The sequence below is a fragment of the Pseudomonas gorinensis genome (genome assembly GCF_042015035.1).
In the GTDB taxonomy this organism is placed as follows: Bacteria; Pseudomonadota; Gammaproteobacteria; order Pseudomonadales; family Pseudomonadaceae; genus Aquipseudomonas; species Aquipseudomonas gorinensis.
In genome coordinates this window covers 2,342,460-2,365,319 of the sequence record NZ_CP167125.1, presented here as the reverse complement: position 1 = coordinate 2,365,319, position 22,860 = coordinate 2,342,460, and the positions used below count along the sequence as shown (strand labels likewise).

The window sequence follows — 22,860 nt, the reverse complement described above, 5'->3', positions numbered from 1 at the left end:
GGACCGGACACATGGTGGACACATGTGCGGGGACATGGTTGACACATTATGGACCATAGTCAGGTTTGCTCACGTCGATCGTTCGTAGGAAGTGATGGCAGAAAAACACGTCAAACAGTCCATCACCTTCAGTGTTGGGCCGTATTGCGATGTGATGCCCAGCCAAACCTTTGGCGATGCTGAAGTAGCGTTTCTGAAAACGAAAACGGCTGTGATAAGCCTTGGCTAATACGTCGTCCGGTCCGTACTCAAAGGTTGGTAACTGTTGCGGATAAGCCCATGGGCTGGCTCTATACCGGTCCATAGGCACCTTGTAGTCCAGCGCCTGATGGGGCCGTTGCAGGTTATAAACATCACGCCACCGATCAAATGCTGCTTGAGCTTCCTTGAGCGTGGAAAACTGACGCCCTTCAAGTACTTCGGCCTTGAGTGAGCGATGGAAACGCTCAATCTTTCCATTGGTTTGTGGGTGGTAAGGGCGGCTGAAACTGATCCGAATACCCAGACGAATCAACCAGATACTCAGCTCTGTGATTTCACCAGGGTTACGTGGAGAGCCCCAAGGCGGTCCGTTATCAACGTTGATGCGAGCCGGTAATCCGAAGCGCTGGAATACCTCGGTCAACCTTTCTTTCACCGTGGCTCCACGCTCGTTATCACAAGCTTGAATAGCCAAACTGAAACGTGAATGGTCGTCCAGTAAAGTCAGGGGATGGCATCTGCCTTCTTGCGTCGGGAAATGCCCTTTGAAATCCATCTGCCAAAGATTGTTGGGCGCCTCGTGTTCAAACCTCAGCTTTGCCTCTTGCTCCTTCGTAGTCGGCTGAATCAGCCCGTGCCGGTGCAGGACATTGGTAACGGTGCTGGGAGCAATCTGCTTTTTCAAGAGGCTGCTGATCGTGCGCCCACCCCATGCTGGATGGTCTTGTCTGAGCGCTATGACCTGCGCTTCCAGGGCCGGCGTGGTCAGCTTGGGGCTGGTAGCCGGTTTTCGGGATTTATCTTGCAGCCCTGAATGGCCGAGCGTCGCGTAGCGGTTAAGCCACTTGTAAGCCGTCTGCGGACTGATACCGAACCGTCGGCATAGTTCTCGTTTGTTGCTGCCGGGTTGCCCTGCTAAGGCAACAAACTCTTCTTTCAGGCTCATGGCATCTCTCGTGTCCCAGGGCATGATGGCTTTCCGGCGAAATTGGCTCGCCGAAAAGTGTCCACCATGTCCCCGCACACCCGTCAACCATGTGTCCGGTCCATACAGCTATCGGTAAAGTCCCCCCATTCCCGTTCCGCGCCTTCATACCAGTGGTATTCCTGGACGGTAGGAGGACGCGCGACCACGAACCCCGCCCCCTGTTTCGAGGCCAGCACCCCTTGGGCCACCATGCGTTCGAATGCCTCGATGACACTGGACTGGCTGAGCAAGTTGTCGAGAGCCAACTGGCGGATGGACGGCAAGCGGGTACCGGGGCTGACCCCGCTCTTGCGAATCCATTCCGCCACCGCACTGACGATTTGCTGCACCACCGGTACAAGGGCTTGTCGATCGATCCCTAAATCCATGAGCCACTCACTTCAACTGTCTGTTATTCAACCTCAAACAGTTAAGCACAGAAGCCCAGCCAAACTGGCCGACAACCTTTATTAAAGTATTGATTTTATTAGCTTATTTACCTGGTGATACACATTCACCCGCGGCGCTTTGCCAGCTCTGGAAACGCCCCACAGCGCCTCATGCCTTTTCGAATGGCGCGCTGCACGGAGTCCTAGATTGCCGTCGCGCCACCGTCCACCGCGAGCGCATGGCCAGTTGTGAAGGCGGCCCCATCACTGCACAGGTACAACACGGCGCTGGCGATTTCCTCGACCTTGCCGATGCGCCCTACCGGATGCATGGCCGCTGCAAATTCGGCTTTGCGCGGGTCGGCTTCATAGGCACGGCGGAACATATCGGTATCAATCACCGCCGGGCATACCGCGTTGACACGAATTTTCTTTTTCGCATATTCGATGGCCGCCGACTTCGTCAGGCCGATCACCGCATGCTTGGAGGCAGCGTAGATGCTCATCTTCGGCGCCGCGCCCAACCCCGCCACCGATGCGGTATTGACGATCGCACCGCCGCCCTGGGCCAGCAGCAACGGCAGTTGGTACTTCATGCACAGCCAAACCCCTTTCACGTTGACGCCCATGATGGCGTCGAACTCATCCAGGCTGCCGTCGGCCAGCTTGCCCTTCTCGATCTCGATGCCCGCATTGTTGAAGGCATAGTCCAGGCGGCCATACACGGCGACGGTCTGCGCCATCAGTTGCTGCACATCCGCTTCAAGCGTGACGTTGCAACGCACAAACAGCGCTTCACCACCGGCCTGCCGGATCAGCTCGACGGTGCCCTCGCCCCCTGCCACATCCAAGTCGGCTACCACGACCTTCAAGCCTTCACCTGCGAATGCCAGGGCGGTCGCGCGGCCGATACCGGCGGCGGCGCCAGTGACCAGGGCGACCTGGCCGGAAAACGTCATGCTCATGGAGGATGTCCTTTAGGAAAAGTTACCGTGGGACGAGTCTAGCCAACAGCCAGACAGGCGCGTCAGCACTATCAGAAGGCCGGTTGAGGCTGTATGCGTCGCAGTGATAAGGCGTCGTGGTGCACTATCATCACGGCCTATCGGCGGGCATTCGCCCGCCTCGGACAACCTTGCTTCCAGGCCATCTTGGGTCTATCACTCAGGTTCATTTCTAAAGAGTCCTTGCCATGACCGCCCAGACCAACCGCCAGTTCCTGCTTGCCAAACGCCCGGTCGGCGCAGCCACGCGGGAAACCTTCACCTACCAGGAAGTGCCCGTGGGCACGCCCCAGGAAGGGCAGGTGCTGGTGCACAACGAATACCTGTCCCTCGACCCGGCCATGCGCGGCTGGATGAATGAGGGCAAATCCTACATTCCCCCCGTCGGTATCGGCGAAGTCATGCGTGCGCTGGGCGTGGGCAAGGTGATTGCCTCGAACAACCCGAACTTTGCAGTGGGGGACTACGTAAACGGTGCCCTGGGCGTGCAGGATTACTTTCTGGGCGAGCCGCGTGGTTTCTATAAGGTCGACCCGCAACTCGCGCCCCTGCCCCGCTACCTCTCGGCACTGGGCATGACCGGCATGACCGCCTACTTTGCCCTGCTGGACACCGGCGCGCCCAAGGCTGGCGAAACGGTGGTGATCTCCGGCGCGGCCGGCGCGGTCGGCAGCATTGCCGGGCAGATCGCCAAGATCAAAGGCTGTCGCGTGGTAGGCATTGCCGGCGGTGCCGACAAGTGCAAGTTCCTGGTGGATGAGCTGGGCTTCGACGCCGCCATCGACTACAAAAACGAAGACGTGCCCGCCGCTCTCAAGCGCGAGTGCCCCAAAGGCGTGGATGTGTATTTCGATAACGTCGGCGGCGATATTCTCGACGCCGTGCTCAGCCGCCTGGCACTCAAAGCCCGTGTGGTGATTTGCGGCGCCATCAGCCAGTACAACAATAAGGAGGCCGTGAAAGGTCCGGCCAATTATCTGTCATTGCTGGTCAATCGCGCGCGTATGGAAGGCTTCGTGGTGATGGACCATGCGGCGAACTTTGCGGCGGCCGGGCAGGAAATGGCCAGCTGGATGGCCCAGGGCAAGCTCAAGAGCAAGGAAGATATCGTGGAGGGGCTGGAGACATTCCCGGAGACGCTGATGAAGCTGTTCAACGGGGAAAACTTTGGCAAGTTGGTGCTCAAGGTCGACTGATCGACAACCGCTGTAAATATGGGAAGGGCTTGCCCCCTCCCATATTTTTGATCGGTGACTGATCAGGCGATCTCGGCCACTACCGCCGCCAACGCTTTGGCCGGATCGGCTGCCTGGCTGATCGGACGGCCGATCACCAGGTAATCAGAGCCTGCATCCAGTGCCTGACGCGGCGTCAGGATACGACGCTGGTCATCCTGGGCACTGCCCGCCGGGCGAATGCCCGGGGTCACCAGTTGCAGCGACGGGTGAGCGGTCTTCAGGGCCCGGGCTTCCAGCGCCGAGCAAACCAGGCCATCCAGGCCGGCTTTGTCGGCCAGGGCGGCCAGGCGCAGCACTTGTTCCTGAGGCTCGATGTCCAGGCCGATGCCGGCCAGGTCTTCACGCTCCATGCTGGTCAGCACGGTGACACCGATCAGCAAGGGTTTGGGGCCGCTGCGCTGTTCCAGCACTTCGCGGCAGGCTGTCATCATGCGCAGGCCGCCGGAGCAGTGCACGTTGACCATCCACACGCCCATTTCAGCCGCAGCCTTGACCGCCATCGCAGTGGTGTTGGGGATGTCGTGGAATTTCAGGTCAAGGAACACTTCGAAGCCTTTGTCACGCAGGGTGCCGACAATTTCCGCGGCGCAACTGGTGAAGAGTTCCTTGCCGACTTTGACCCGGCAAAGCTTCGGGTCCAACTGATCAGCCAGCTTCAGTGCGGCGTCACGGGTGGGGTAATCCAGGGCGACGATGATAGGAGTCTGGCAGACGGACATTGGAATAGGCTCTCAGGCAAGTCGAAATCGGCGCGGATTGTAGCGCAAGCGGCGCCGTTGCGGGATCCGATGATCGGTAAATACTGACCAGGCGCCGTCGGACAGGCCTTTTCGGCGAATTATTTCAAAGCCGATACATTCACGACATGCCCTCAACACGCCCCAAGGCTAGGCTCGCCCGCACGACCCACCGTGCAGCACTTCCAGCCATGGGGCTGGGCGCCTATGCTGACCGCTACAACCAGGCAGATGATCGCACTATGCATACCCCTTCGGCTTCTGTGAATGACGAGCAAAAAAGCGCGGTGATCGCCGATGAAAAGCGCTGGAATACCCGAGCGCTGATCGTAGACGACGATGTGCCGATCCGAGAACTGCTGATCGACTACCTGGCGCGTTTCAATATTCTCGCCAGCGGCGTGACCGACGGCGCCGCGATGCGCGTGGCCATGCAAGCGGAAACGTTCGACGTGGTGGTGCTCGACCTGATGCTGCCGGGCGAAGACGGCCTGTCGCTGTGCCGCTGGCTGCGCGCCGAATCGGATATCCCGATCCTGATGCTTACCGCCCGCTGCGAACCCACTGACCGCATCATCGGCCTGGAGCTGGGCGCCGACGACTATATGTCCAAGCCCTTCGAACCCCGTGAGCTGGTCGCGCGTATCCAGACCATCCTGCGCCGGGTACGCGATGACCGCACTGAGCAGCGCGCCAACATCCGCTTCGACAGTTGGCGCCTGAACAGTGTGCTGCGCCAACTGGTGGCCGACGATGGCCTGGTGGTACCGCTGTCCAACGCCGAATTCCGCCTGCTGTGGGTATTTATCGAGCGGCCGCGTCGGGTGCTCAGCCGCGAACAATTGCTGGATGCCGCCCGTGGGCGCTCTATCGAGGCGTTTGATCGCAGCATCGACTTGCTGGTTTCACGCCTGCGCCAGAAGCTGGGCGATGACCCGAAGGCACCGCAATTGATCAAGACCGTGCGTGGTGAAGGCTACCTGTTCGACGCGCGGGATATCGGCTGATGCGCAACACCTTCAACACGCTGTTCGGCAGGCTGTTCGGCGTGTTGCTGATTGCGATTGTGCTGGCCCATGGCCTGGCGTTCTTTTGGTTTCACCACTACGGCCCGCCGCCGCCACCGCCTGCAGAAACCTTCGTGCAGCAGCCCGATGGCACGATGAAGCCCCTGCACAAGCATCGTCGCCCGTGGTTTGGTGGCCCGGTGGTACCGCTGACGTTTCAGTTCATCTCGTTGATCATCGCGGCCTGGTACGGCGCCAAACTGTTGAGCCGACCGATCCAGCGCCTGAGTGCGGCGGCCGAACGCTTGAGCCTCGACCTCGACAGCCCGCCCCTCGACGAATCCGGCCCCAGGGAAGCCCGACAGGCGGCATCGACCTTCAACCTGATGCAAAAGCGCATTCGCGAGCAGGTCAGCCAGCGTGCACGCATGCTCGGCGCGGTCTCCCATGACTTGCGCACCCCGCTGTCACGCCTCAAGCTGCGCCTGGAGCAGATCGAAGACACCAAGCTGCAAGGCCAGATGCGCCAGGACCTGGACGACATGATCGGCATGCTCGACGCTACCCTGAGCTACCTGCATGAACAGCGCACCAGCGAAACCCGACATTGGCTCGACGTCCAGGCACTGGTGGAGTCCCTCAGCGAGAACGCCCAGGACCAAGGTTCCGATGTGCAGTTTGCCGGCACCTGCGCGCCTTTGCAGGTGCAGCCCATGGCGCTGCGCTCCTGCCTGAACAACCTGATCGACAACGCCCTGCGCTACGCTGGCACGGCGCGTGTGGAACTGCAGGATAGCCGCGAGGCCCTGATTATCCGTGTGATCGACCACGGGCCGGGGATTGCGGCGGATAAACGCGAAGCGGTGTTCGAACCGTTCTATCGGCTGGAAGGCTCACGCAACCGCAACTCCGGCGGCGTCGGCCTGGGGATGACAATCGCCAAGGACGCGGTGGAGCGCCTCGGCGGCCGCCTGAACCTGGAAGACACTCCGGGCGGCGGCCTCACCGCCGTCATGTGGCTCCCCCGCCGCTAGGGGGAGTTGAAGCCGTAGCGACTGCAAGCCTCTACAGCGTTTTGTCATCACGCCGCCCCTGGGCCTGGGTCGCGCTCCAATCCATCAAGAGGCTGTACGCCACCGCCAACAGGGTCGGGCCGATAAACAGGCCGATAAAGCCAAAGGCGATCAACCCGCCGAACACCCCAAGCAGCACGATAACCAGCGGCAGGTTGCCTCCACGGCTAATCAGGTACGGTTTGAGCACGTTGTCCACGCCGCTGATGATGAACGTGCCCCACACGCCGAGGAACACCGCATACGTGTAATCGCCCTTCCACGCCAGCCAGGCCGTGGCCGGAATCCACACCAGCGGTGGCCCCATGGGGATCAGGCTGAGCAGGAAGGTGACAATACCCAATACCAGTGCGCCCGGCACACCGGCGATCAGGAAGCCGATCAGCGCCAGCAACGCCTGGGCGGCGGCGGTACCGATTACGCCGTTGACCACGCGCTGCACGGTGCCAGCCACCAACTCGATGTAATAACCGGCACGGTCACCAATCAGGCGCTCCAGCAAGCGGTGCACGAACATCGCCAGGCGCGGCCCATCACGATAGAAAAAGAACACGAACACCAGGCTCAGGGTCAGCTCCAGAATGCCGCCGCCGATCTGCGCACTGCGCGCCAGCAGCCAATTCCCGACCTGCCCCAGGTACGGCTTGAGGCTGACCATCAGCGCCGCGCCCTGCTGGTCAATGCTGTCCCACATCGCCACCAACCGCTCGCCGACAAACGGGATCGAACCCAGCCAGGTTGGCGCCGCGGGCAAACCGTCGACCTGAATATCCTTGATCAGCGCCACCGCATCACGTACATGGTCCGCCAGGTTGAACCCGAGCCACACCAATGGCACCGCCACCAGCAGCATCCAGCCCAGGGTCAGGATGCCGGCGGCCAGGGATTCACGACCGCCGAGCCAACGGGTGAGCAGACGCATCAGCGGCCAACTGGCAAACGCCAGCACCGCGCCCCAGAACAGCGCCGACCAGAACGGCGCCATCACCCAGAAGCTGGCACCGAACAGCACCAGCAGCAGGATTTGCACCAGCAGGCGATCGTTATTGAGCATGGGGTATCTCTAGCAAAAGGCTGTAGGAGGAGAGCTTAGGCGAACGGCACGGGTCCGTTCGCCCTGTTACGGTCAGCGTATCAGATGCAGGTGCAGACCCTTGGCTTGATCCGTGCCGGTCTCCAGCCGCGTAGCCCGCACACCGCTGTCAACCAGGGCCTGGCGCCACGCTTCGGCAGTAGGGCCGGTCAAACTGACACGCAAGGTAGTGTCGAGGTTCAACCCGCGGGATATCAAGGTCAACCAGGTGGCGTCAGGGTCTGTGCCCAAGGTCGGGAAGTCCAGTTCGCCGGTGCTTTTCAGCTCTCGCAACAGCGTGGCGGAGGTTGGCAGCAGCTCGCCGAGCGGTGCGCCGGCGTCTATTTGCTCGACATGCAGATAAGCCCGGCGATTGCCCCGGGTGATGCCGTACAGCGCCACGAGGGAGTTTTCCTGCGGGGCGGCCAGGCGCAAGAGCAGGTACTCCTGCTGGCCGTCGGCGCCGACCAGCTTGGCATTGCCGAACACTTCATTGGCCCACAGGCTGCTTTCGCCGCAATCGCGGGCCTGACACCAGAACAGCAGTTGCGCGCCCTTGGCCTGCAAGGCTTCGCGCGTGGCAGTGAAAGCGGCGCTGGAGGTGTGTTCGGCGGGCAGTTCATAGGTGATCGCCGTGGTTCGCCCGCGGGCAGTGGCCTGGCCTTCGTAGCGCAGTTGGCCGCTGATCTTGCGGATCGCGCCCATGGGGTAGATGCGTTCCTTTTCTTCAGCGGGGCGGTAATCGACGATTTGCGCATCAACCTGGCGGGACACGGCAGGTAAATCCTGGCTTCCCGGCACATCGGCGGCGAACACCAAGGGGCTGAAACAGCACAGGCCGAGGGCACGGATACATCCTTTACGCAGGCTCATCGGATCGGCAAGCCCTGGCCATCGGAGGTCACAGCAGTTTCAAGATCGGTGTTGAGATCGTACATGGTTGACTCCCTTTCAATCCGCCCAGCCTCGGCAGTTGCCCGCGCCAAGTCAAGGCGCGTGGAAGAACCGATTGAAACAGTCTGCAACAAGGACCGCGCCCGGCTCATCATTCAGGTGTAAATGATGGCCTCCCGGCAGCGTTGTGACCGTAAAGGGTAGTTGAGAAAGCAATTCGGAATGTTTCGCCAGCATGCCGTCAGCCGCGACCACCAATTGCGTAGGGCAACTCACTCTGCGCACGAACGCCATCGCCTGCTCATCAGTCAGACGCATCGGCGACGCCAGGGTCAGGCGGCTGTCGGTACGCCACGTGTAACCGCCCGGCACCGGCATCAAACCGCGCTGGGCCAGCAGTTCCGCGGCTTCGCGGCTGACAGCCACCACCCCTTTCATGCGCGCCTCGACCGCACGCTCCAGGGTGCTGTAGACCGGTTTGCGCTTGTCCCGCAGGTTCAGTTGCGCCTGCAACGCCATGCCCAGGCGCTCAGCGGCATTCTCGCCACTGGCGGTCGGCGGGATCACGCCGTCGATCAACCCCAGGTGCGTCACGCGCTCCGGCAAGGCGCCGGCCAGTGCCAACGAGACGATGGCGCCTAGGGAGTGGCCAAGTAATGCAAAACGTTTCCAGCCCAGTTGCTCGGCGACTTGCAGCACATCAAAGACATAATCCCACAAGGCATAACCGGCTCCGACAGGGCGATGCGCCGAATGCCCGTGCCCGGCCATGTCCAGTGCGACGATGCGCAAGCCCTGCAGCTTCGGCGCCAACCGCGCAAAGCTGTTGGCATTATCCAGCCAGCCATGCAGGGCGATCACCGGCACGCCATCCTCGGGGCCGAACAGGTGCGCCGCCAATTCGATATGCGGCAAGCTCAGGCGAACCTCTTCGACCGGCGTACTCATGCGCAACTGCGCTCGCGGGTCTGCCAACGAGTGAACAGGTTCTTGATCAAGGTTGCAGTGTCCTGGGGGCGTTCAAGGGGAAACATGTGGCCGCCCGGCATGGTGAGCATTTCGCCCATGGGCAAGCGGTCGACGCCGCTGGCATGGTGACGCATCACCACCCGGCTCTGGCGACCGCGCACCACTGCCAAGGGCACTTTCAACTGGCGCACCTGACCTGGGCTGGTGTGGGGCACGCCTCGGTAGATGCTGATTTCGGTAGCGGGGTCAAAGCGCAGGCGCAGGCGATCACCCACCTGGTGCAGGCCGTGTTGCAGATAGGCGTCGAAGCATTCCGGGTCGAAGCCGCGAAACAGGGTCTTGCCCGCGAAATAACTGCGCGCGGCCTCCAGGTCTGTGAACTCTTCGCGACGCCCCAGGGTGCGCCCGGCCGGCGTGAGGCGATCGATAAAGCCAAAGCGCTTGGCGGCACGGATCACCCAACGGTCCGCGCGGGTCAGCACTGGCGAATCGAGCATCACCACGCCGCGATACAGCTGCGGGCAGCGCATGGCCGCATGCAAATGCAGTACACCGCCCAGGGAATGGCCTACCCCCCACACCGGTTCTGGCTGTTGCTCCAGATGGTGGATCAGTTCGTCCACCAGGTTCTGCCAGTTATCGTCCACTGGGAACCTGGGGTCGTGGCCGTGCTGCGGCAGATGGGCCACGGCATATTCCGGCGCCAGGGCGGCAAACAGCTTGCCGTAGGTAGCGGAAGGAAAGCCATTGGCGTGGGCAAAAAACACAGGCTGCGACATACCGGTTCCATCGACAAAAAACAGACACTGATTGTCCCACGCCTGGCTCGGACAGCAATGACCGTAACCGCCAGGAATGATGACACTCACGCCACGCCTATCGCGCCGGCGGGGTCTCGCCCAGGGGCACCACGGCCATGGTCAGGCGCGAGACACAACTGGTCTTGCCTTCATCGTTGGTCAGGCGGATGTCCCACACCTGCGTGGTGCGGCCGATATGAATCGCCTTGGCCACCGCCGTCACCCGCCCGCTGCGCACCCCGCGCAGGTGGTTGGCGTTGACCTCCAGGCCCACGCAATAGAACTTGCTGGCATCGATGCACAGGTAGGCGGCCATGGAGCCGACACTTTCGGCCAGCACCACCGACGCCCCGCCGTGCAGCAGGCCGTAAGGCTGGTGGGTGCGATGGTCAACCACCATGCTGGCGGTCAGGGACTCGTCGTCGAAACTTTCGAAACGAATATCCAGCAACTCACCAATGGTGTTTTTCTGGCTCGCGTTGAGTTGCTCGATATTGGGTTGGGTGCGCCACAGGCTCATACCGTTGTCCTTGTTGGTTTTATGATGGCCCTAATCCTGCCACAGAATCACTTCGGTGCGCTCGCTCCACACCTGAAACTGTGGACCGTAAGTCGATTCAATCACGTTGCGCTTGATCTTCAGGGTCGGCGTCAGAAAGCCGTTTTCTACCGCCCAGGTGTCTTTTACCACCACCAGTTGCCGCAAACGCTCATGTTTGTCCAAGGCCGCGTTGACCTGCTCCAGCCAACGCTCGAGGCTGTCCTGCAAGGCATGGCGCGCCTCGGGCTGGCCCACCGTTGACAGCACGCACAGGCCCATGGGCGCGGTAAGGCCGTCACCGACCACACATACCTGTTCGATGCGCGCATGTTCGGCCAGGCGGTTTTCAATCGGTGCCGGGGCCACGTATTTGCCTTTGCTGGTCTTGAAGATTTCCTTGAGCCGTCCGGTCAGGCGCAGGCGGCCGTCGGCATCCTGCTCCCCCTTGTCGCCAGTGCGCAGGAAGCCATCTTCGGTCAGCACTTCAGCCGTTCTTTGCGCGTCCTTGAAGTAGCCCAGCATGGTCGCGCCACTACGCACCTGCACTTCACCGGCCTGGTCAATGCGCACTTCAACGCCGGGGCACGGCAGGCCGATCCAGCCGATCTTCTGCTGGCCAGGGCGGCACACATGGGAGTAGCCACAGTTCTCGGTCATGCCATACACCTCCAGCACATCCAGGCCCAGGCGCTGATACCAGCGCAGCAGGGCCTCAGGCACCGGCGCCGCGCCGGAGAGTGCAATGCGCAGCGCGTCGAGCCCCAGGCCGGCGAGGACTTTATGGCCCACGCGCTTACCGATAAATGGCAGGCGCAACAACCTGTCCAGGCGCTTTCCCGGGATCCTGGCATAGACGCCCATCTGGAATTTGGTCCAGATACGCGGTACGCCAAACAACGCCGTGGGCCGCGCCCGACGCAGATCCGTCAGAAAAGTATCGAGGCTTTCAGCGAAATAAACGGTTTGCCCGGTATAGATAGAAGCCATTTCCACAAACATCCGCTCCGCCACATGGCACAGCGGCAGGTAGGACAACAGCCGGTCGCCCTCCCCCAGGCCAAACAACTCAGTGCCGTGCGTAGCGGCAAAGCCCAGGGCGCCGAAGCTGTGCATCACGCCTTTGGGCAGGCCGGTGGTGCCGGAGGTATAAATGATGGTGGCGAGGGCCGAGGCCGGCGGTAGCGGGTCATCCTGGATCGGTGAACAGCCTTGCAGGTCGGCCCAGCGGTAATCAAAGTCGCCGGCCGGGCAAAGCGGCAGGCTGATGGTGGGCACGCCGGCAGGCACGCCGGGGGCCATGGTCGGCCAGTCATCGAGCTTGCCGATGAATACCAGCACGGCCTCGGAATGCTGCAGCACATGGGTAACGGAATCGGCGGTGAGGTTGGGATAGAGCGGCACCGAGACATGCCCGGCCATCCATATCGCGAGGTCAGCGATGATCCAGTGCGCGCAGTTTTTCGAGATCAGAGCGATGTGCGAGCCCTGGGGCAGCTCCCTGGCGCGCAGCCAATGCGCGGCGCAGCGTGCCTGGTGGCCGACATCGCCCCAGGTGAGGGTCTGTACCGCGCCCCCCCCGATGGGCTGGACAAGAAAAGGTTGGCGCGGGTGCCGCGCTTCACGTTCGTAGAAGACTTGCAACGGCAAACGAAAAGCGACAGGCATGGGACGCGCTCCTTTGTGATCCGGCGATAGCCAACCAAGCACTTGCTTGGTTGACTATATAGCACACACAAAGCCGCGAGAAAGCCTACGGATTCTTCACACTGACCAGGCTCATCAGCCCCGCCAACGGGAAGTCGCCCTCTAGCTCCGCCAGGCTGGCGGTGTGCATGGGCTGCGGCTGACGCTGATGACCATGCTGCAGAAAGCTGATCAAGCTGCCGACCAGGGGCTGATGGCTGACCAGCAGCACATTGTCATCGCTGTCGAGCTTGTTCAGAACCTCCAGCGGATTGCCCTCCGGCGTGAGCCAAGGCACCGTGCGGATGTCCGCTTCAAAACCCAACGCCTGCCGCACCAACTGTGCAGTTTGCTGCGCCCGCACGTACGGGCTGGCAATGATCGCGTCCACAGGCTGGCCGATCAGGTGCGCCGCACTGCGCAACACCTCGGCACGGCCATGCTCGGTGAGTTCGCGCTCGGCATCGGTACGGGCATGGCCCTCGGCCTCACCGTGACGCAACACCCACAACTTCATAGCTTCGGCTCCTCGTCGCGCACCGGGTGCGGTGCCGGCGGCACGCTGTGGGCGGCTTCACCTTCCGGCGCGCGCGGGGTTGGCCAATCGGCGAACGGCCATGGCTTTTGTTCGGTGTGGAAACTACCAAAGCGGCCGATCTGCGCGAGAAACTGGCTGAGGCTATCGCCAAAGTTCATCAGGCCCAGGTTCGGTGCGCCGTAGACCAGGCGGTAAACCAACTGCACCACCACCAGCGCGCCGAGCAGGAACTGCGCCACTTGCCACACCAGGGCAAACACCAGCATCCACAGGATGCGCAAGGCAATGGATTCGTACTTGGGAGCTGCTTTCGGATCGTTCATGACGCGTTCCTCAGTTGAAACCACTGGTGGAAATAAAGTCGACATCGGTTTTCGGCTCGGCGCGCATCAGCAACTCGATGACCTGGTTCAAGGTGCGCCCCTCAAACAGGATCGCATGCAAGCCGGCCACCAGCGGCATATACACCCCGACTTCCTGGGCCTTGGCCTTCAGCACCTTGAGGGTATTGACCCCTTCGGCCACTTCACCCAGGCGTGTGACGGCGTCTTCCAGGCTCAAACCCTGGCCGAGCGCAAAGCCAACCTGGTAGTTACGGCTCTTGGGCGACGAACAGGTGACGATCAAGTCGCCCACGCCCGCCAGGCCCAGGAAGGTCATCGGATTGGCCCCCTGGTTCACTGCAAAACGGGTCATTTCCGCCAGGGCGCGAGTGATCAGCATGCTCTTGGTGTTTTCCCCCATGCCCAGGGCCACCGCCATGCCGGCGATGATGGCGTAGACGTTTTTCAGCGCACCGCCCAGTTCGACACCGAAGCGGTCGCCACTGGCATAGACCCGGAAGGTCCGGCCATGCAGTACCGCCTGGACACGCTCGCAGAGCGCTTCGTCTTCACTGGCGATCACCGTGGCGGTCAGCGCGTGCTCCGCCACTTCCCGCGCCAGGTTCGGCCCGGACAACACGCCAATGCGCGCCTGCGGAGCGATCTCCTCGAGAATTTCGCTCATCAGCTTGAAGGTGTGCGCTTCGATGCCCTTGGTCAGGCTGACCAGCAGCTTGCCCGCCAGGCGCTCGGCATGCGGCGCCAGCACCGAACGCAAGGCGCTGGAAGGCAGCGCGACGAAGCACAGCTCGCACGCCTCCAGCGTGGCCTGCAAGTCGGTCACCGGCTCGACCGCCGGATGAATCTTGATGCCTTTGAGGTAACGGGGGTTTTCCCGATGCACGCGAATGGCCTCGGCCTGCTCGGGATCACGCATCCACTGACGCACCGGGTGACCGTTCTCAGCCAGCAGGTTAGCCACGGCGGTACCAAAACTTCCGCCTCCCAGGACCGCAATAGGGCGCTGTTCAGTCATATGCAATCCGTTAATCCATACCAGTGGCGATGGCGGCATTATACGGGCCGACCCGCTTGCGGCCAGCCCCCGTGTCAATTCGCACGCCTGTCGGAAAATGCCATGCCTGTGTGAAGTAATTGCAAGGGTGGCGACTGGCAAATGGCCCCGCCTCAGTTAACATGGGCGGCTATCCGTAATTATCAAGGCCGTGCCGTGTATTTGGGCCCTCCTCCCCGTTCATCCCTGTGGTGGTTGCTGCTGTTCAGCGGCGCTGTGTGTGCCGACGACCTGTTCCTCGACAGCCAGCCGCTGCCCCAGGTCCTCACCGCCACGCGCCTCAAGCAATCGGCCGCCGCCGTGCCCGGCAGCATGACCGTGATCGACAGCGAGCTGATCAAGGCCAGTGGTGCGCGAGACATCGCCGAGCTGCTGCGGCTGGTGCCGGGGATGATGGTGGGCTACACCACCGGTAACCAGGCGGCAGTGAACTACCACGGCACCAGCGCCAGCGATGCGCGACGCATGCAAGTGCTGATCGACGGACGCTCGGTGTACCGCGCGGGCCTGGCAACCGTGGACTGGAGCGATATCCCGGTGGCCATGGAGGATATCGAGCGCATCGAAGTGTTCCGTGGGCCCAATACGGTCAGTTACGGCGCCAACGCGTTGATGGCCGTGGTCAATATCCTCACGCGCGCGCCGGCCAATAGCCATGGCACGCGGGTGAAAGTGGTTCGTGGCGAACGGGGGATCAACGATTTCTATGCCAGTCAGGGCGTGGGCTGGGAAACCGGTGACTTGCGCCTGTCCATGTCCGGGCAGCAGGACGATGGCTTCGACAGCGATGCCGTGGGCGCCGACCGCCGTGACGGTCGGCGTCTTAACCGCTTCAGCCTGGCAGTCAGCCAGACGTTGAACGCGCAACAGAGTATCGACTGGCAACTGAACGCCAAGGAAGGGACCAACCAGCGTCCCTATACCTACACACCTGTATTTGCCGGGATTACCGAAGGCGGTGACAACTCCGACGTCACTGCCAAGGACTATGCCGGCTCGCTGCGCTGGAACTTCGATTTCAACCCCGAGCACAGCCTGTACATCCAGGGCTCAGCGCAACAATGGGACCGCCGGCAGGTCTGGAAAGCCTGTGACGCCAAGGTGTCGTTCAGCCCGGAGCTGACCCGCCTGTGGCAACTGAACCCCAACTACGCCGAACAGTTGGCCCGGCACATGGACACCTACAGCCAGGGCACCGCCCCGCCCGGTGGCGCCGCCGAGCAAGCCTTGGCCAACGAAGTGCTGGACCAGTGGCGCAACGGCGCCAACCAGAGCGTATGCGGCAATATCGACCAGAGCACTCGCGAAAGCCGCTACGACCTGGAGGTCCAGGACACCCTGAGCCTCTCCGACAGCCTGCGCCTGGTCAGCGGCATGAACTATCGCTACGACCGCGCCGACTCCGACACCTATTTCAATGGCACCCTGGACGACACCACCTGGCGCCTGTTCGGCCAACTGGAATGGCGCGCCAGCGAACACTGGTTGCTGCAAGGCGGTGCCATGTATGAAGACACCCACCTGAGCGGCAACTCGCTGACGCCGCGGGTGGCGGTCAACTACCTGATCAACCCGCGCCACGGCCTGCGCGCGGTGTACTCCGAAGCCATCCGTTCCCCGGACATGTTCGAGAACAACGTCAACTGGAGCTACCGCGTCACCAACCTCAGCTCCCCGACCTACGGGCAGAATTCCGGGCAATACTTTGTAGTGACACGCGGCCCCGGAAACCTCGATAAAGAGCTGATGAAATCACGGGAACTGGGCTATAACGGCTTTTTTGCCGACCTCGGACTGAACATGGACGTGAAACTGTTCTACGACGAAATCACCGACATGATCAGCTCGCCGTTGCGCAATAACCAATACATTGCCAGCAACGCCAACAGTTCGCGGTTTACCGGCGCCGAATCACAGTTCGACTGGCGCATGAGCAACGCCGACCGCCTGCGGCTCACCTACGCTTACGTCGACGCCACCACCAGCAACCCGCGGGACAAGGCACAGACCGCGCGCAACAGCGGCTCGGCGGGCTGGCTGCGCGAATGGGGGCAAGGCTGGTCCAGCGCGCTGTTCTACTATGGCGACGACGCACTCAACCAATATCGCTTCGAACGGGTCGACCTGCGGGTGGCCAAGCGCCTTGCCCTGGGCAAAGCCAACGTGGAGCTGGCCGGCATGTTGCAAACACGCCTCGACAACCAGCCCACCACCTGGGCCGATAACAATTATGACCATCGCCACGTACTCTACTTCAGCGCGGAGTTAGAGTTCTGACATGGGCGATCAGTCAAGGATGACCCTCTTTTTTATCTCAAGGTTTTGCCAGCGCTGTGTGCTGCTGGCATGCCTGCTGCTGACCGGGTCGGCCTGGGGTGCCGACATCCTGCTGACCGCCGCCGAAGACGGCACGGGCGTCCAGGCCTTCGCCCAGGCACTGGCCCGCCAGCGTCCCGAAGACCACGTGACCTTTACTCCCCTCAAGGACCTGCCGGCGCCAAACCGTTTGCCCGCCGGCACCCGCCTGATCCTGCTGGACCTGCCCGGCCTCGACTGGCGCCTGCAGGACACCCAGGGCCCGCCGACCCTGGTCTTGCGTATCAGCCGCCTGCAAGCCCGGCAACGCCTGGGCAGCAACCTGCCCGCCAGGATCAGCCTGCTCTGGAGCGACCCGCCCCTGGATCGTCAGTTACGCCTGATCACCGGCATCCTGCCTCAGGCGCGGCGCATCGGCGTGCTCTACGGCACCGACAGCGAATTCCTGCTCCCTGAGCTGACCCAGTACGCAGCGCCCCTGGGCCTGGAGATCGTGCCGCAGCGGTGGGACAACATTAATGACAGCCGGCCGTTGTTGAACCTGTTCAAGAACAGTGACGTGCTGCTCGGCCTCGACGACCCGCAGCTGTATAACCCGAAAACCGCGAAGAACCTGCTGCTGAGCAGCTACGCCCGGCAATTGCCGCTGGTGGGCCCCAACGCCGGGTTCGTCAAGGCTGGCAGCCTGGCCAGCACCTACAGTGACCAGGCCGACTGGCTCGCCGTGCTCGACCGCCTGCTTGACCATTCGCCGGCCAATTGGCCACGCGCGCTGTACCCGGAACACTTCAAAGTGGTGGGCAACCCGCAAGTCGCACGCTCACTGGGCATCGAACAGGTCGACGAAGCCAACGTCGCCGCCCGCCTGGCCGAAGGAGAAAAACGCCCATGACTCTGCGTCGTCGTTGGGACATCAACACCCGCACACAGCTCATCACCCTGGGCCCGGCGCTGTTGCTGACATTGCTGCTGATCAGTTTTTTCACCTTCGTGCGTATCCAGGACCTGCGCCAGGAACTGGACCACACCGGCCAATTGATCGCCAACCAACTGGCCCCCGCCACCGAATACGGGGTGATCTCCGGCAACAACGACGTGCTCGACAGCCTGCTGCGCGCGACGCTGGCCACCCCCCATGTGCGCTTCCTGGAGATCCAGGACAGCGCTGAGAACATCCTGGTGTACGTCGAACAACCCTCGGAAAAACACGACCGCTCGCTGTCGGTAAAAGTGTTCCAGGCACCGATTCGCCTGCAACATATCCAGCTGGGCAATGACTTTTTCCAGGACAACCTCAACGAACCCAAGGCTCCCCGCGCCGACTACCTGGGTCGGGTGATCGTCGGCATGTCCAACGACGCCTTCAGCCAGCGCCAGCAGGAGATCCTGTTCAAGGCCGGCATCCTGGCCCTCTTCGCCCTGCTGTTTACCTTCCTGCTCGCCAGGCGCCTGGCGGCGAGCCTGTCGCAACCGATCAGCGCGATGGGCAACGCGGTAAAAGCCATCCAACAAGGCGACTACAAGACGCCGCTGCCGATTGTGGATGATTCGGAGCTGGGCGACCTGTCGCGGCATATCAACAACCTGGCCGCAGGCCTCAACCAGGCCAGTCGCGAACAGCAGCAGGCCATGGCCCAGTTGATCCAGACCCGGGAGGAAGCTGAACGGGCAAACAACGCCAAGTCGGAATTCCTGGCAATGATGAGCCATGAGCTGCGCACGCCCATGAACGGGGTGCTGGGCATGCTGCAACTGCTGGAAACCACCGAAATGACCGAGGAGCAGACCGAATACGCGGCGCTGGCGTCCGAGTCCACCGAGCATTTGCTCAAGGTCATCAATGACATCCTCGACTTCTCGCGCATCGAACGCGCCGCCCTGGAGCTGGAACATATTCCATTCAACCTGGCGGACCTGATCAATAGCTGTGCCCAGGCCTTCCAGCACAGCGCCCAACAGCGCGGGCTGGCCCTGACCCTGCCGATTCCGCCAGGCATGGGGGCGTTGCGGGTGCTGGGCGACCCCACGCGTATCCGCCAGATCCTGGTGAACCTGATCGGCAATGCCCTGAAGTTCACCGAGCACGGCACGGTCAGCGTCGAACCCCAATGGCAAACCCTCGACCATGAACTGCTATGGTTTACCTGCACCGTGCGCGACAGCGGCATCGGCATTTCTGCCGAGCGCCTGGAGTTGATGTTCGACGCGTTCCAGCAGGCTGACAGTTCCATTTCAAGACGTTACGGCGGCACCGGCCTGGGCCTGCCAATCGCCCGGACCCTGGCCGAACGCATGGGGGGCACCCTGCGGGCCCAGAGCGAAGAAGGCCGTGGCTCGGTGTTTACCCTGGAAATCCCCCTGGCCATCGACCAGCACAGCCTGCCGGCCATTGCCCAGGATGCCGAAGGCAAAGCCGGCGCCGGCGAAGGCCGGCACGTGCTGCTGGTGGAGGACAACCCGGTCAACCGCACGGTGGTCGAAGCCATGCTGCGCAGCCTCGGATTCGAGGTGAGCCTGGCCACCGACGGCGCCGAAGCGATCCGCAGCGCCGAGAGCCTCATATTCACCGCGATCCTGATGGATTGCCGACTGCCGCTGATCGACGGCTACGAGGCCACCCGGCAGATTCGCCAACTGCCGGGCTGCGCCGACCTGCCGATAATCGCCCTCACCGCCAATGCCTTGCAGGGCGACCGTGAAGCCTGCCTCGCTGCCGGAATGAACGATTACCTGGCCAAGCCGTTCAAACGCACGGATTTGCAGCAAATCCTGCAGCGCTGGGTGCAATAGCGCAGCGCCATCAGCCAAGTCCGACTGGCGTGAAACACGAAAGTGCGGCAGTCTTAGGCACCCGAACGGGCCTATAAACGGGTCCGGTTTAAAATTTCAGTGAACAAGTGTACATTCAGTGCCTTGACGCTGTGACTTTCACTACAACGCAATAGTCTATGTGTAGGCTGCCGAGATGAGGCATGAACGCTTCAGTCGGTTCGGGAAGATTTGCCCTACCCTGCCGCATGGGATTATTGAGGAGCTCGCATGACCAAACAAAACGCCTTTACTCGGGAAGACCTGCTGCGCTGCAGTCGCGGTGAGCTGTTCGGCCCAGGTAACGCGCAACTGCCCGCCCCGAACATGCTGATGGTGGATCGCATCACCCATATCAGCGAAGAGGGTGGCAAGTACGGCAAAGGTGAATTGGTCGCCGAGCTGGATATCACCCCGGACCTGTGGTTCTTCGCCTGCCATTTCGAAGGCGATCCTGTCATGCCGGGCTGCCTGGGCCTTGACGCCATGTGGCAGCTGGTCGGTTTCTTCCTCGGCTGGCAAGGTCTGCCGGGCCGCGGTCGCGCCCTGGGTTCGGGCGAAGTGAAGTTCTTTGGCCAGGTCCTGCCGACCGCCAAGAAAGTCACCTACAACATTCAGATCAAGCGCGTCCTCCGGGGCAAGCTGAACCTGGCCATCGCCGATGGTTCGGTGAGCGTCGACGGTCGCGAGATCTATACTGCCGAAGGCCTTCGGGTCGGCGTATTCACTTCCACTGACAACTTTTAAGGGTTATCCGCATGCGCCGCGTCGTTATCACTGGTCTGGGCATCGTTTCTTGCCTGGGCAATGACAAAGAGACCGTCACCGCTAACCTGCGTGCAAGTCGCCCTGGCATCCGATTCAACCCGGAATATGCCGAAATGGGTCTGCGTAGCCAGGTTTCCGGCTCCATCGACCTGCCCCTCGAAGAATTGATTGATCGCAAGATCTACCGCTTCGTCGGCCACGCTGCCGCCTACGCCTACCTGGCCATGAAAGATGCGATCGCCGACTCCGGCCTGAGCGCTGACCAGGTCTCGAACGTGCGCACCGGCCTGATCGCCGGCTCCGGCGGCGCGTCCACCCTGAACCAGATGGAAGCGCTGGACATCCTGCGCGAAAAAGGCGTGAAGCGCGTTGGCCCGTACCGCGTTACGCGGACCATGGGCAGCACCGTTTCCGCCTGCCTGGCCACGCCGTTCCAGATCAAGGGCGTGAACTACTCGATCTCCTCCGCATGCGCGACCAGTGCTCACTGCATCGGTACTGCCGTTGAGCAGATCCAACTGGGCAAGCAGGACATCGTGTTCGCCGGTGGCGGTGAAGAAGAACATTGGAGCCAGTCGTTCCTGTTCGACGCCATGGGCGCCCTGTCCACCCAGTACAACGACACCCCGGAAAAAGCCTCCCGCGCCTACGACGCCAAGCGTGACGGTTTCGTCATCGCCGGCGGCGGCGGCATGGTCGTAGTCGAGGAGCTGGAACACGCCCTGGCCCGTGGTGCGAAGATCTACGCGGAAATCGTCGGCTACGGCGCCACTTCCGATGGTTACGACATGGTTGCGCCAAGCGGCGAAGGCGCCATCCGCTGCATGCAGATGGCAATGGCAACCGTGGATACCCCGATCGACTACCTGAACACCCACGGCACCTCGACTCCGGTCGGCGATGCCAAGGAAATGGAAGGCGTACGTGCGGTATTCGGTGACAAGGCCCCGGCCATCAGCTCGACCAAGAGCCTGTCCGGTCACTCCCTGGGTGCCGCCGGCGTTCACGAAGCGATCTACTGCCTGCTGATGATGGAAGGCAACTTCATGGCCGGTTCGGCCAATATCGAAGAGATCGACCCGGTCGTGGCCGATATGCCGATCCTGACCAAGACCGTGGAAAACGTAAAAGTCGACACCGTGATGAGCAACAGCTTCGGCTTCGGTGGCACTAACGCCACCCTGGTGCTGAAACGCTGGCAGGGCAAGTAAGCCCCGCAGGTTGATCACATGAAAAAGCCCCGACTGGTTCGGGGCTTTTTTTTGGCTGATGAAATCTCAGACGGTGTCGACTGCATCGCGAGCAAGCCCGCCTCAATCTAACCGCCGCGACGGGGCTTGGGCAGGATGGCCAGAAAGTTATCCCGCGCCACCTTGTGCGCAACCTCTTCAGGCAACGCATTCAGGAAGGGATCAAAGCCCCGCATTTCCTTACCCAGCTTGTTGAAACGCCCTACCACATCCGACCCCAGCATAAAGCGCTCCGGGAAGCGCTCTACCAGCGCAACCCATTCCGGCCGGGGCTTACCCGCCTCATCGAGCAAATACGGTGTGAGCATGCTCCAGGACAGATCGATATACAGATTGGGGTATGCCTCCAGCAGGCGGCTCAGCGTAGGCAGCAAAAAATCCATCTGCACCTGATGGCGATGGATTTCCTTGCTGGTGCCGGCATGGGCCCAGATAAACCGAGTGTGCGGATGATTACGCAGCGGTTGTTCGACTTCAGCGAGGTACAGCGGGTTGCGCTCGCGCTTGGAGGTGATGTTGGAATGCAACATCACCGGCAGGTCATTTTCGGCGGCCAGGTGATAGATGCGCGTCATGGCTTCGTTATTGGCCCGCGGTGTATCACCGGAAGTCAGCGCGGTCAGGTCATCATGCCGGGTAAACACTTCGCCAATGCCCTGCCACAGCCCCGGGTTGAGGTCGAGCATGCGTTGGATATGGGCGGCGGAATTCTTGTCGTTGGGGTTGAAGCCGGAAAGAAACGGATGAAAGCGCGAGCGTTGCTCCGGCGTCAGTGCATTGATCGCTGCCGCGACGATGACATCGGTGGCGCTGTACCAGTAGGCATCCGCGTCATCGCCGGCGTAGTAGCGCGGGCGCTTGGGTTCGTCTTCGTGCCATTTCTTCGCCACAGGGATGCCGGAAATCATCACATGCTCAATGCGATTATCCGCCATCGCCTTGAGCAGCTTGTCCATGCCCGCCGTTTCCTGGAAGAAGTCCACGTAATGCAGGTGCGCATCGCTGTAGGCATAATCGCGAGCCTGTACGGCAAGGCTGCTGGCAGCGAGCAACAGGGCTAGACTCAGGCGGGTCCAGGGCACGGTAACACCTCGATAGGGGCTGATACGGGTAGACCGTGGGTGATACATCCGGGTTCATCACGAAAAACACGGAACACCTAAGTGCCAGCATGCTCTATAACTGCAAGACCTTCATCCTGCCCCCT

At 61.7% G+C, this 22,860-nt stretch carries 21 protein-coding genes and 1 pseudogene; 8 read left to right on the top strand and 14 right to left on the bottom strand.

Annotated elements, in window-relative coordinates:
- Positions 1-46: 46 nt before the first annotated feature.
- The 3 genes and pseudogenes from AB7933_RS10865 to AB7933_RS10855 all read right to left on the bottom strand — a co-directional run bounded on the left by AB7933_RS10865 (position 47) and on the right by AB7933_RS10855 (position 2,522).
- On the bottom strand, positions 47-1,171 hold the full coding sequence (locus AB7933_RS10865; RefSeq protein WP_024073683.1) for an IS481 family transposase: 1,125 nt from the start codon (positions 1,169-1,171) through the stop codon (positions 47-49).
- Between the two features lie 83 nt (positions 1,172-1,254).
- A pseudogene (locus AB7933_RS10860) lies at positions 1,255-1,557 on the bottom strand (GntR family transcriptional regulator); the annotation flags it as partial.
- 203 nt (positions 1,558-1,760) lie between these two features.
- Entirely contained in the window at positions 1,761-2,522 is a 762-nt protein-coding gene (locus AB7933_RS10855) for an SDR family oxidoreductase (RefSeq protein WP_024074333.1), read from the bottom strand.
- A gap of 227 nt (positions 2,523-2,749) precedes the next feature.
- Here AB7933_RS10855 and AB7933_RS10850 point away from each other — a divergent pair, with 227 nt between their 5' ends.
- Positions 2,750-3,757, top strand: a complete 1,008-nt coding sequence (locus AB7933_RS10850; protein WP_024074332.1) for an NADP-dependent oxidoreductase — start codon at positions 2,750-2,752, stop codon at positions 3,755-3,757.
- A 62-nt stretch (positions 3,758-3,819) separates the two neighbouring features.
- Here the strand turns inward: AB7933_RS10850 and pyrF are convergent, their stop codons facing one another.
- Positions 3,820-4,518, bottom strand: a complete 699-nt coding sequence (gene pyrF, locus AB7933_RS10845) for an orotidine-5'-phosphate decarboxylase (RefSeq protein ID WP_024074331.1) — start codon at positions 4,516-4,518, stop codon at positions 3,820-3,822.
- Between the two features lie 260 nt (positions 4,519-4,778).
- On the opposite strand from pyrF, the gene AB7933_RS10840 reads away from it, so the two are divergent.
- Complete coding sequence (locus AB7933_RS10840; RefSeq protein ID WP_041161131.1) at positions 4,779-5,543, top strand: response regulator; 765 nt, start codon at positions 4,779-4,781, stop codon at positions 5,541-5,543.
- The gene (locus AB7933_RS10835) at positions 5,543-6,577 is read left to right on the top strand and encodes a sensor histidine kinase (protein WP_024074329.1); all 1,035 of its coding nucleotides are present in this window, start codon (positions 5,543-5,545) and stop codon (positions 6,575-6,577) included. Before AB7933_RS10840 ends, AB7933_RS10835 begins: the two co-directional genes overlap by 1 nt.
- Positions 6,578-6,608: 31 nt before the next feature.
- Here AB7933_RS10835 and AB7933_RS10830 read toward each other — a convergent pair whose 3' ends face one another.
- The 9 genes from AB7933_RS10830 to AB7933_RS10790 all read right to left on the bottom strand — a co-directional run bounded on the left by AB7933_RS10830 (position 6,609) and on the right by AB7933_RS10790 (position 14,472).
- Positions 6,609-7,670, bottom strand: coding sequence for an AI-2E family transporter (locus AB7933_RS10830; protein ID WP_024074328.1), 1,062 nt, complete (start codon positions 7,668-7,670; stop codon positions 6,609-6,611).
- A gap of 72 nt (positions 7,671-7,742) precedes the next feature.
- Complete coding sequence (locus AB7933_RS10825; protein WP_024074327.1) at positions 7,743-8,561, bottom strand: DUF4892 domain-containing protein; 819 nt, start codon at positions 8,559-8,561, stop codon at positions 7,743-7,745.
- Positions 8,562-8,675: 114 nt separating this feature from the next.
- Positions 8,676-9,530 (bottom strand): alpha/beta hydrolase, encoded by an 855-nt coding sequence (locus AB7933_RS10820; protein ID WP_024074326.1) that lies wholly within the window; start codon positions 9,528-9,530, stop codon positions 8,676-8,678.
- Positions 9,527-10,330, bottom strand: coding sequence for an alpha/beta fold hydrolase (locus tag AB7933_RS10815; RefSeq protein WP_024074325.1), 804 nt, complete (start codon positions 10,328-10,330; stop codon positions 9,527-9,529). The genes AB7933_RS10820 and AB7933_RS10815 overlap by 4 nt, the downstream gene beginning before the upstream one ends.
- 97 nt (positions 10,331-10,427) lie before the next feature.
- Positions 10,428-10,871 carry a hotdog fold thioesterase gene (locus tag AB7933_RS10810; RefSeq protein ID WP_024074324.1) on the bottom strand — a complete coding sequence of 148 codons (444 nt, stop codon included), beginning with the start codon at positions 10,869-10,871 and terminating at the stop codon, positions 10,428-10,430.
- A gap of 30 nt (positions 10,872-10,901) precedes the next feature.
- Positions 10,902-12,557 (bottom strand): AMP-binding protein, encoded by a 1,656-nt coding sequence (locus tag AB7933_RS10805; RefSeq protein ID WP_024074323.1) that lies wholly within the window; start codon positions 12,555-12,557, stop codon positions 10,902-10,904.
- Positions 12,558-12,642: 85 nt separating this feature from the next.
- Positions 12,643-13,092 (bottom strand): phosphohistidine phosphatase SixA, encoded by a 450-nt coding sequence (gene sixA, locus AB7933_RS10800; protein ID WP_024074322.1) that lies wholly within the window; start codon positions 13,090-13,092, stop codon positions 12,643-12,645.
- Complete coding sequence (locus AB7933_RS10795; RefSeq protein WP_024074321.1) at positions 13,089-13,436, bottom strand: DUF4389 domain-containing protein; 348 nt, start codon at positions 13,434-13,436, stop codon at positions 13,089-13,091. Before AB7933_RS10795 ends, sixA begins: the two co-directional genes overlap by 4 nt.
- 10 nt (positions 13,437-13,446) lie before the next feature.
- Positions 13,447-14,472, bottom strand: coding sequence for an NAD(P)H-dependent glycerol-3-phosphate dehydrogenase (locus tag AB7933_RS10790; RefSeq protein WP_024074320.1), 1,026 nt, complete (start codon positions 14,470-14,472; stop codon positions 13,447-13,449).
- Positions 14,473-14,667: 195 nt separating this feature from the next.
- On the opposite strand from AB7933_RS10790, the gene AB7933_RS10785 reads away from it, so the two are divergent.
- The 5 genes from AB7933_RS10785 (at position 14,668) to fabB (ending at position 21,614) form a co-directional block, all read left to right on the top strand.
- The gene (locus AB7933_RS10785; RefSeq protein WP_051448875.1) at positions 14,668-16,788 is read left to right on the top strand and encodes a TonB-dependent receptor plug domain-containing protein; all 2,121 of its coding nucleotides are present in this window, start codon (positions 14,668-14,670) and stop codon (positions 16,786-16,788) included.
- Between the two features lies 1 nt (position 16,789).
- The gene (locus AB7933_RS10780; RefSeq protein ID WP_024074318.1) at positions 16,790-17,719 is read left to right on the top strand and encodes an ABC transporter substrate-binding protein; all 930 of its coding nucleotides are present in this window, start codon (positions 16,790-16,792) and stop codon (positions 17,717-17,719) included.
- Positions 17,716-19,617 (top strand): ATP-binding protein, encoded by a 1,902-nt coding sequence (locus tag AB7933_RS10775; RefSeq protein WP_024074317.1) that lies wholly within the window; start codon positions 17,716-17,718, stop codon positions 19,615-19,617. Before AB7933_RS10780 ends, AB7933_RS10775 begins: the two co-directional genes overlap by 4 nt.
- 249 nt (positions 19,618-19,866) lie before the next feature.
- A complete protein-coding gene (fabA, locus tag AB7933_RS10770; RefSeq protein ID WP_024074316.1) occupies positions 19,867-20,382 on the top strand; it encodes a 3-hydroxyacyl-[acyl-carrier-protein] dehydratase FabA in 516 nt (171 codons plus the stop codon).
- A gap of 11 nt (positions 20,383-20,393) precedes the next feature.
- A complete protein-coding gene (fabB, locus tag AB7933_RS10765) occupies positions 20,394-21,614 on the top strand; it encodes a beta-ketoacyl-ACP synthase I (protein ID WP_024074315.1) in 1,221 nt (406 codons plus the stop codon).
- Positions 21,615-21,721: 107 nt separating this feature from the next.
- Here fabB and AB7933_RS10760 read toward each other — a convergent pair whose 3' ends face one another.
- Positions 21,722-22,735, bottom strand: a complete 1,014-nt coding sequence (locus AB7933_RS10760; RefSeq protein WP_024074314.1) for an amidohydrolase family protein — start codon at positions 22,733-22,735, stop codon at positions 21,722-21,724.
- Between the last annotated feature and the right edge of the window lie 125 nt (positions 22,736-22,860).

What these genes read in the sequence shown, in the direction of transcription:
- AB7933_RS10865 (WP_024073683.1), bottom strand. Translation starts at nt 1,171, where the DNA reads ATGCCCTGGGACACGAGAGATGCCATGAGCCTGAAAGAAGAGTTTGTT.
- AB7933_RS10855 (WP_024074333.1), bottom strand. Translation starts at nt 2,522, where the DNA reads ATGAGCATGACGTTTTCCGGCCAGGTCGCCCTGGTCACTGGCGCCGCC.
- AB7933_RS10850 (WP_024074332.1), top strand. Translation starts at nt 2,750, where the DNA reads ATGACCGCCCAGACCAACCGCCAGTTCCTGCTTGCCAAACGCCCGGTC.
- pyrF (WP_024074331.1), bottom strand. Translation starts at nt 4,518, where the DNA reads ATGTCCGTCTGCCAGACTCCTATCATCGTCGCCCTGGATTACCCCACC.
- AB7933_RS10840 (WP_041161131.1), top strand. Translation starts at nt 4,779, where the DNA reads ATGCATACCCCTTCGGCTTCTGTGAATGACGAGCAAAAAAGCGCGGTG.
- AB7933_RS10835 (WP_024074329.1), top strand. Translation starts at nt 5,543, where the DNA reads ATGCGCAACACCTTCAACACGCTGTTCGGCAGGCTGTTCGGCGTGTTG.
- AB7933_RS10830 (WP_024074328.1), bottom strand. Translation starts at nt 7,670, where the DNA reads ATGCTCAATAACGATCGCCTGCTGGTGCAAATCCTGCTGCTGGTGCTG.
- AB7933_RS10825 (WP_024074327.1), bottom strand. Translation starts at nt 8,561, where the DNA reads ATGAGCCTGCGTAAAGGATGTATCCGTGCCCTCGGCCTGTGCTGTTTC.
- AB7933_RS10820 (WP_024074326.1), bottom strand. Translation starts at nt 9,530, where the DNA reads ATGAGTACGCCGGTCGAAGAGGTTCGCCTGAGCTTGCCGCATATCGAA.
- AB7933_RS10815 (WP_024074325.1), bottom strand. Translation starts at nt 10,330, where the DNA reads ATGTCGCAGCCTGTGTTTTTTGCCCACGCCAATGGCTTTCCTTCCGCT.
- AB7933_RS10810 (WP_024074324.1), bottom strand. Translation starts at nt 10,871, where the DNA reads ATGAGCCTGTGGCGCACCCAACCCAATATCGAGCAACTCAACGCGAGC.
- AB7933_RS10805 (WP_024074323.1), bottom strand. Translation starts at nt 12,557, where the DNA reads ATGCCTGTCGCTTTTCGTTTGCCGTTGCAAGTCTTCTACGAACGTGAA.
- sixA (WP_024074322.1), bottom strand. Translation starts at nt 13,092, where the DNA reads ATGAAGTTGTGGGTGTTGCGTCACGGTGAGGCCGAGGGCCATGCCCGT.
- AB7933_RS10795 (WP_024074321.1), bottom strand. Translation starts at nt 13,436, where the DNA reads ATGAACGATCCGAAAGCAGCTCCCAAGTACGAATCCATTGCCTTGCGC.
- AB7933_RS10790 (WP_024074320.1), bottom strand. Translation starts at nt 14,472, where the DNA reads ATGACTGAACAGCGCCCTATTGCGGTCCTGGGAGGCGGAAGTTTTGGT.
- AB7933_RS10780 (WP_024074318.1), top strand. Translation starts at nt 16,790, where the DNA reads ATGGGCGATCAGTCAAGGATGACCCTCTTTTTTATCTCAAGGTTTTGC.
- AB7933_RS10775 (WP_024074317.1), top strand. Translation starts at nt 17,716, where the DNA reads ATGACTCTGCGTCGTCGTTGGGACATCAACACCCGCACACAGCTCATC.
- fabA (WP_024074316.1), top strand. Translation starts at nt 19,867, where the DNA reads ATGACCAAACAAAACGCCTTTACTCGGGAAGACCTGCTGCGCTGCAGT.
- fabB (WP_024074315.1), top strand. Translation starts at nt 20,394, where the DNA reads ATGCGCCGCGTCGTTATCACTGGTCTGGGCATCGTTTCTTGCCTGGGC.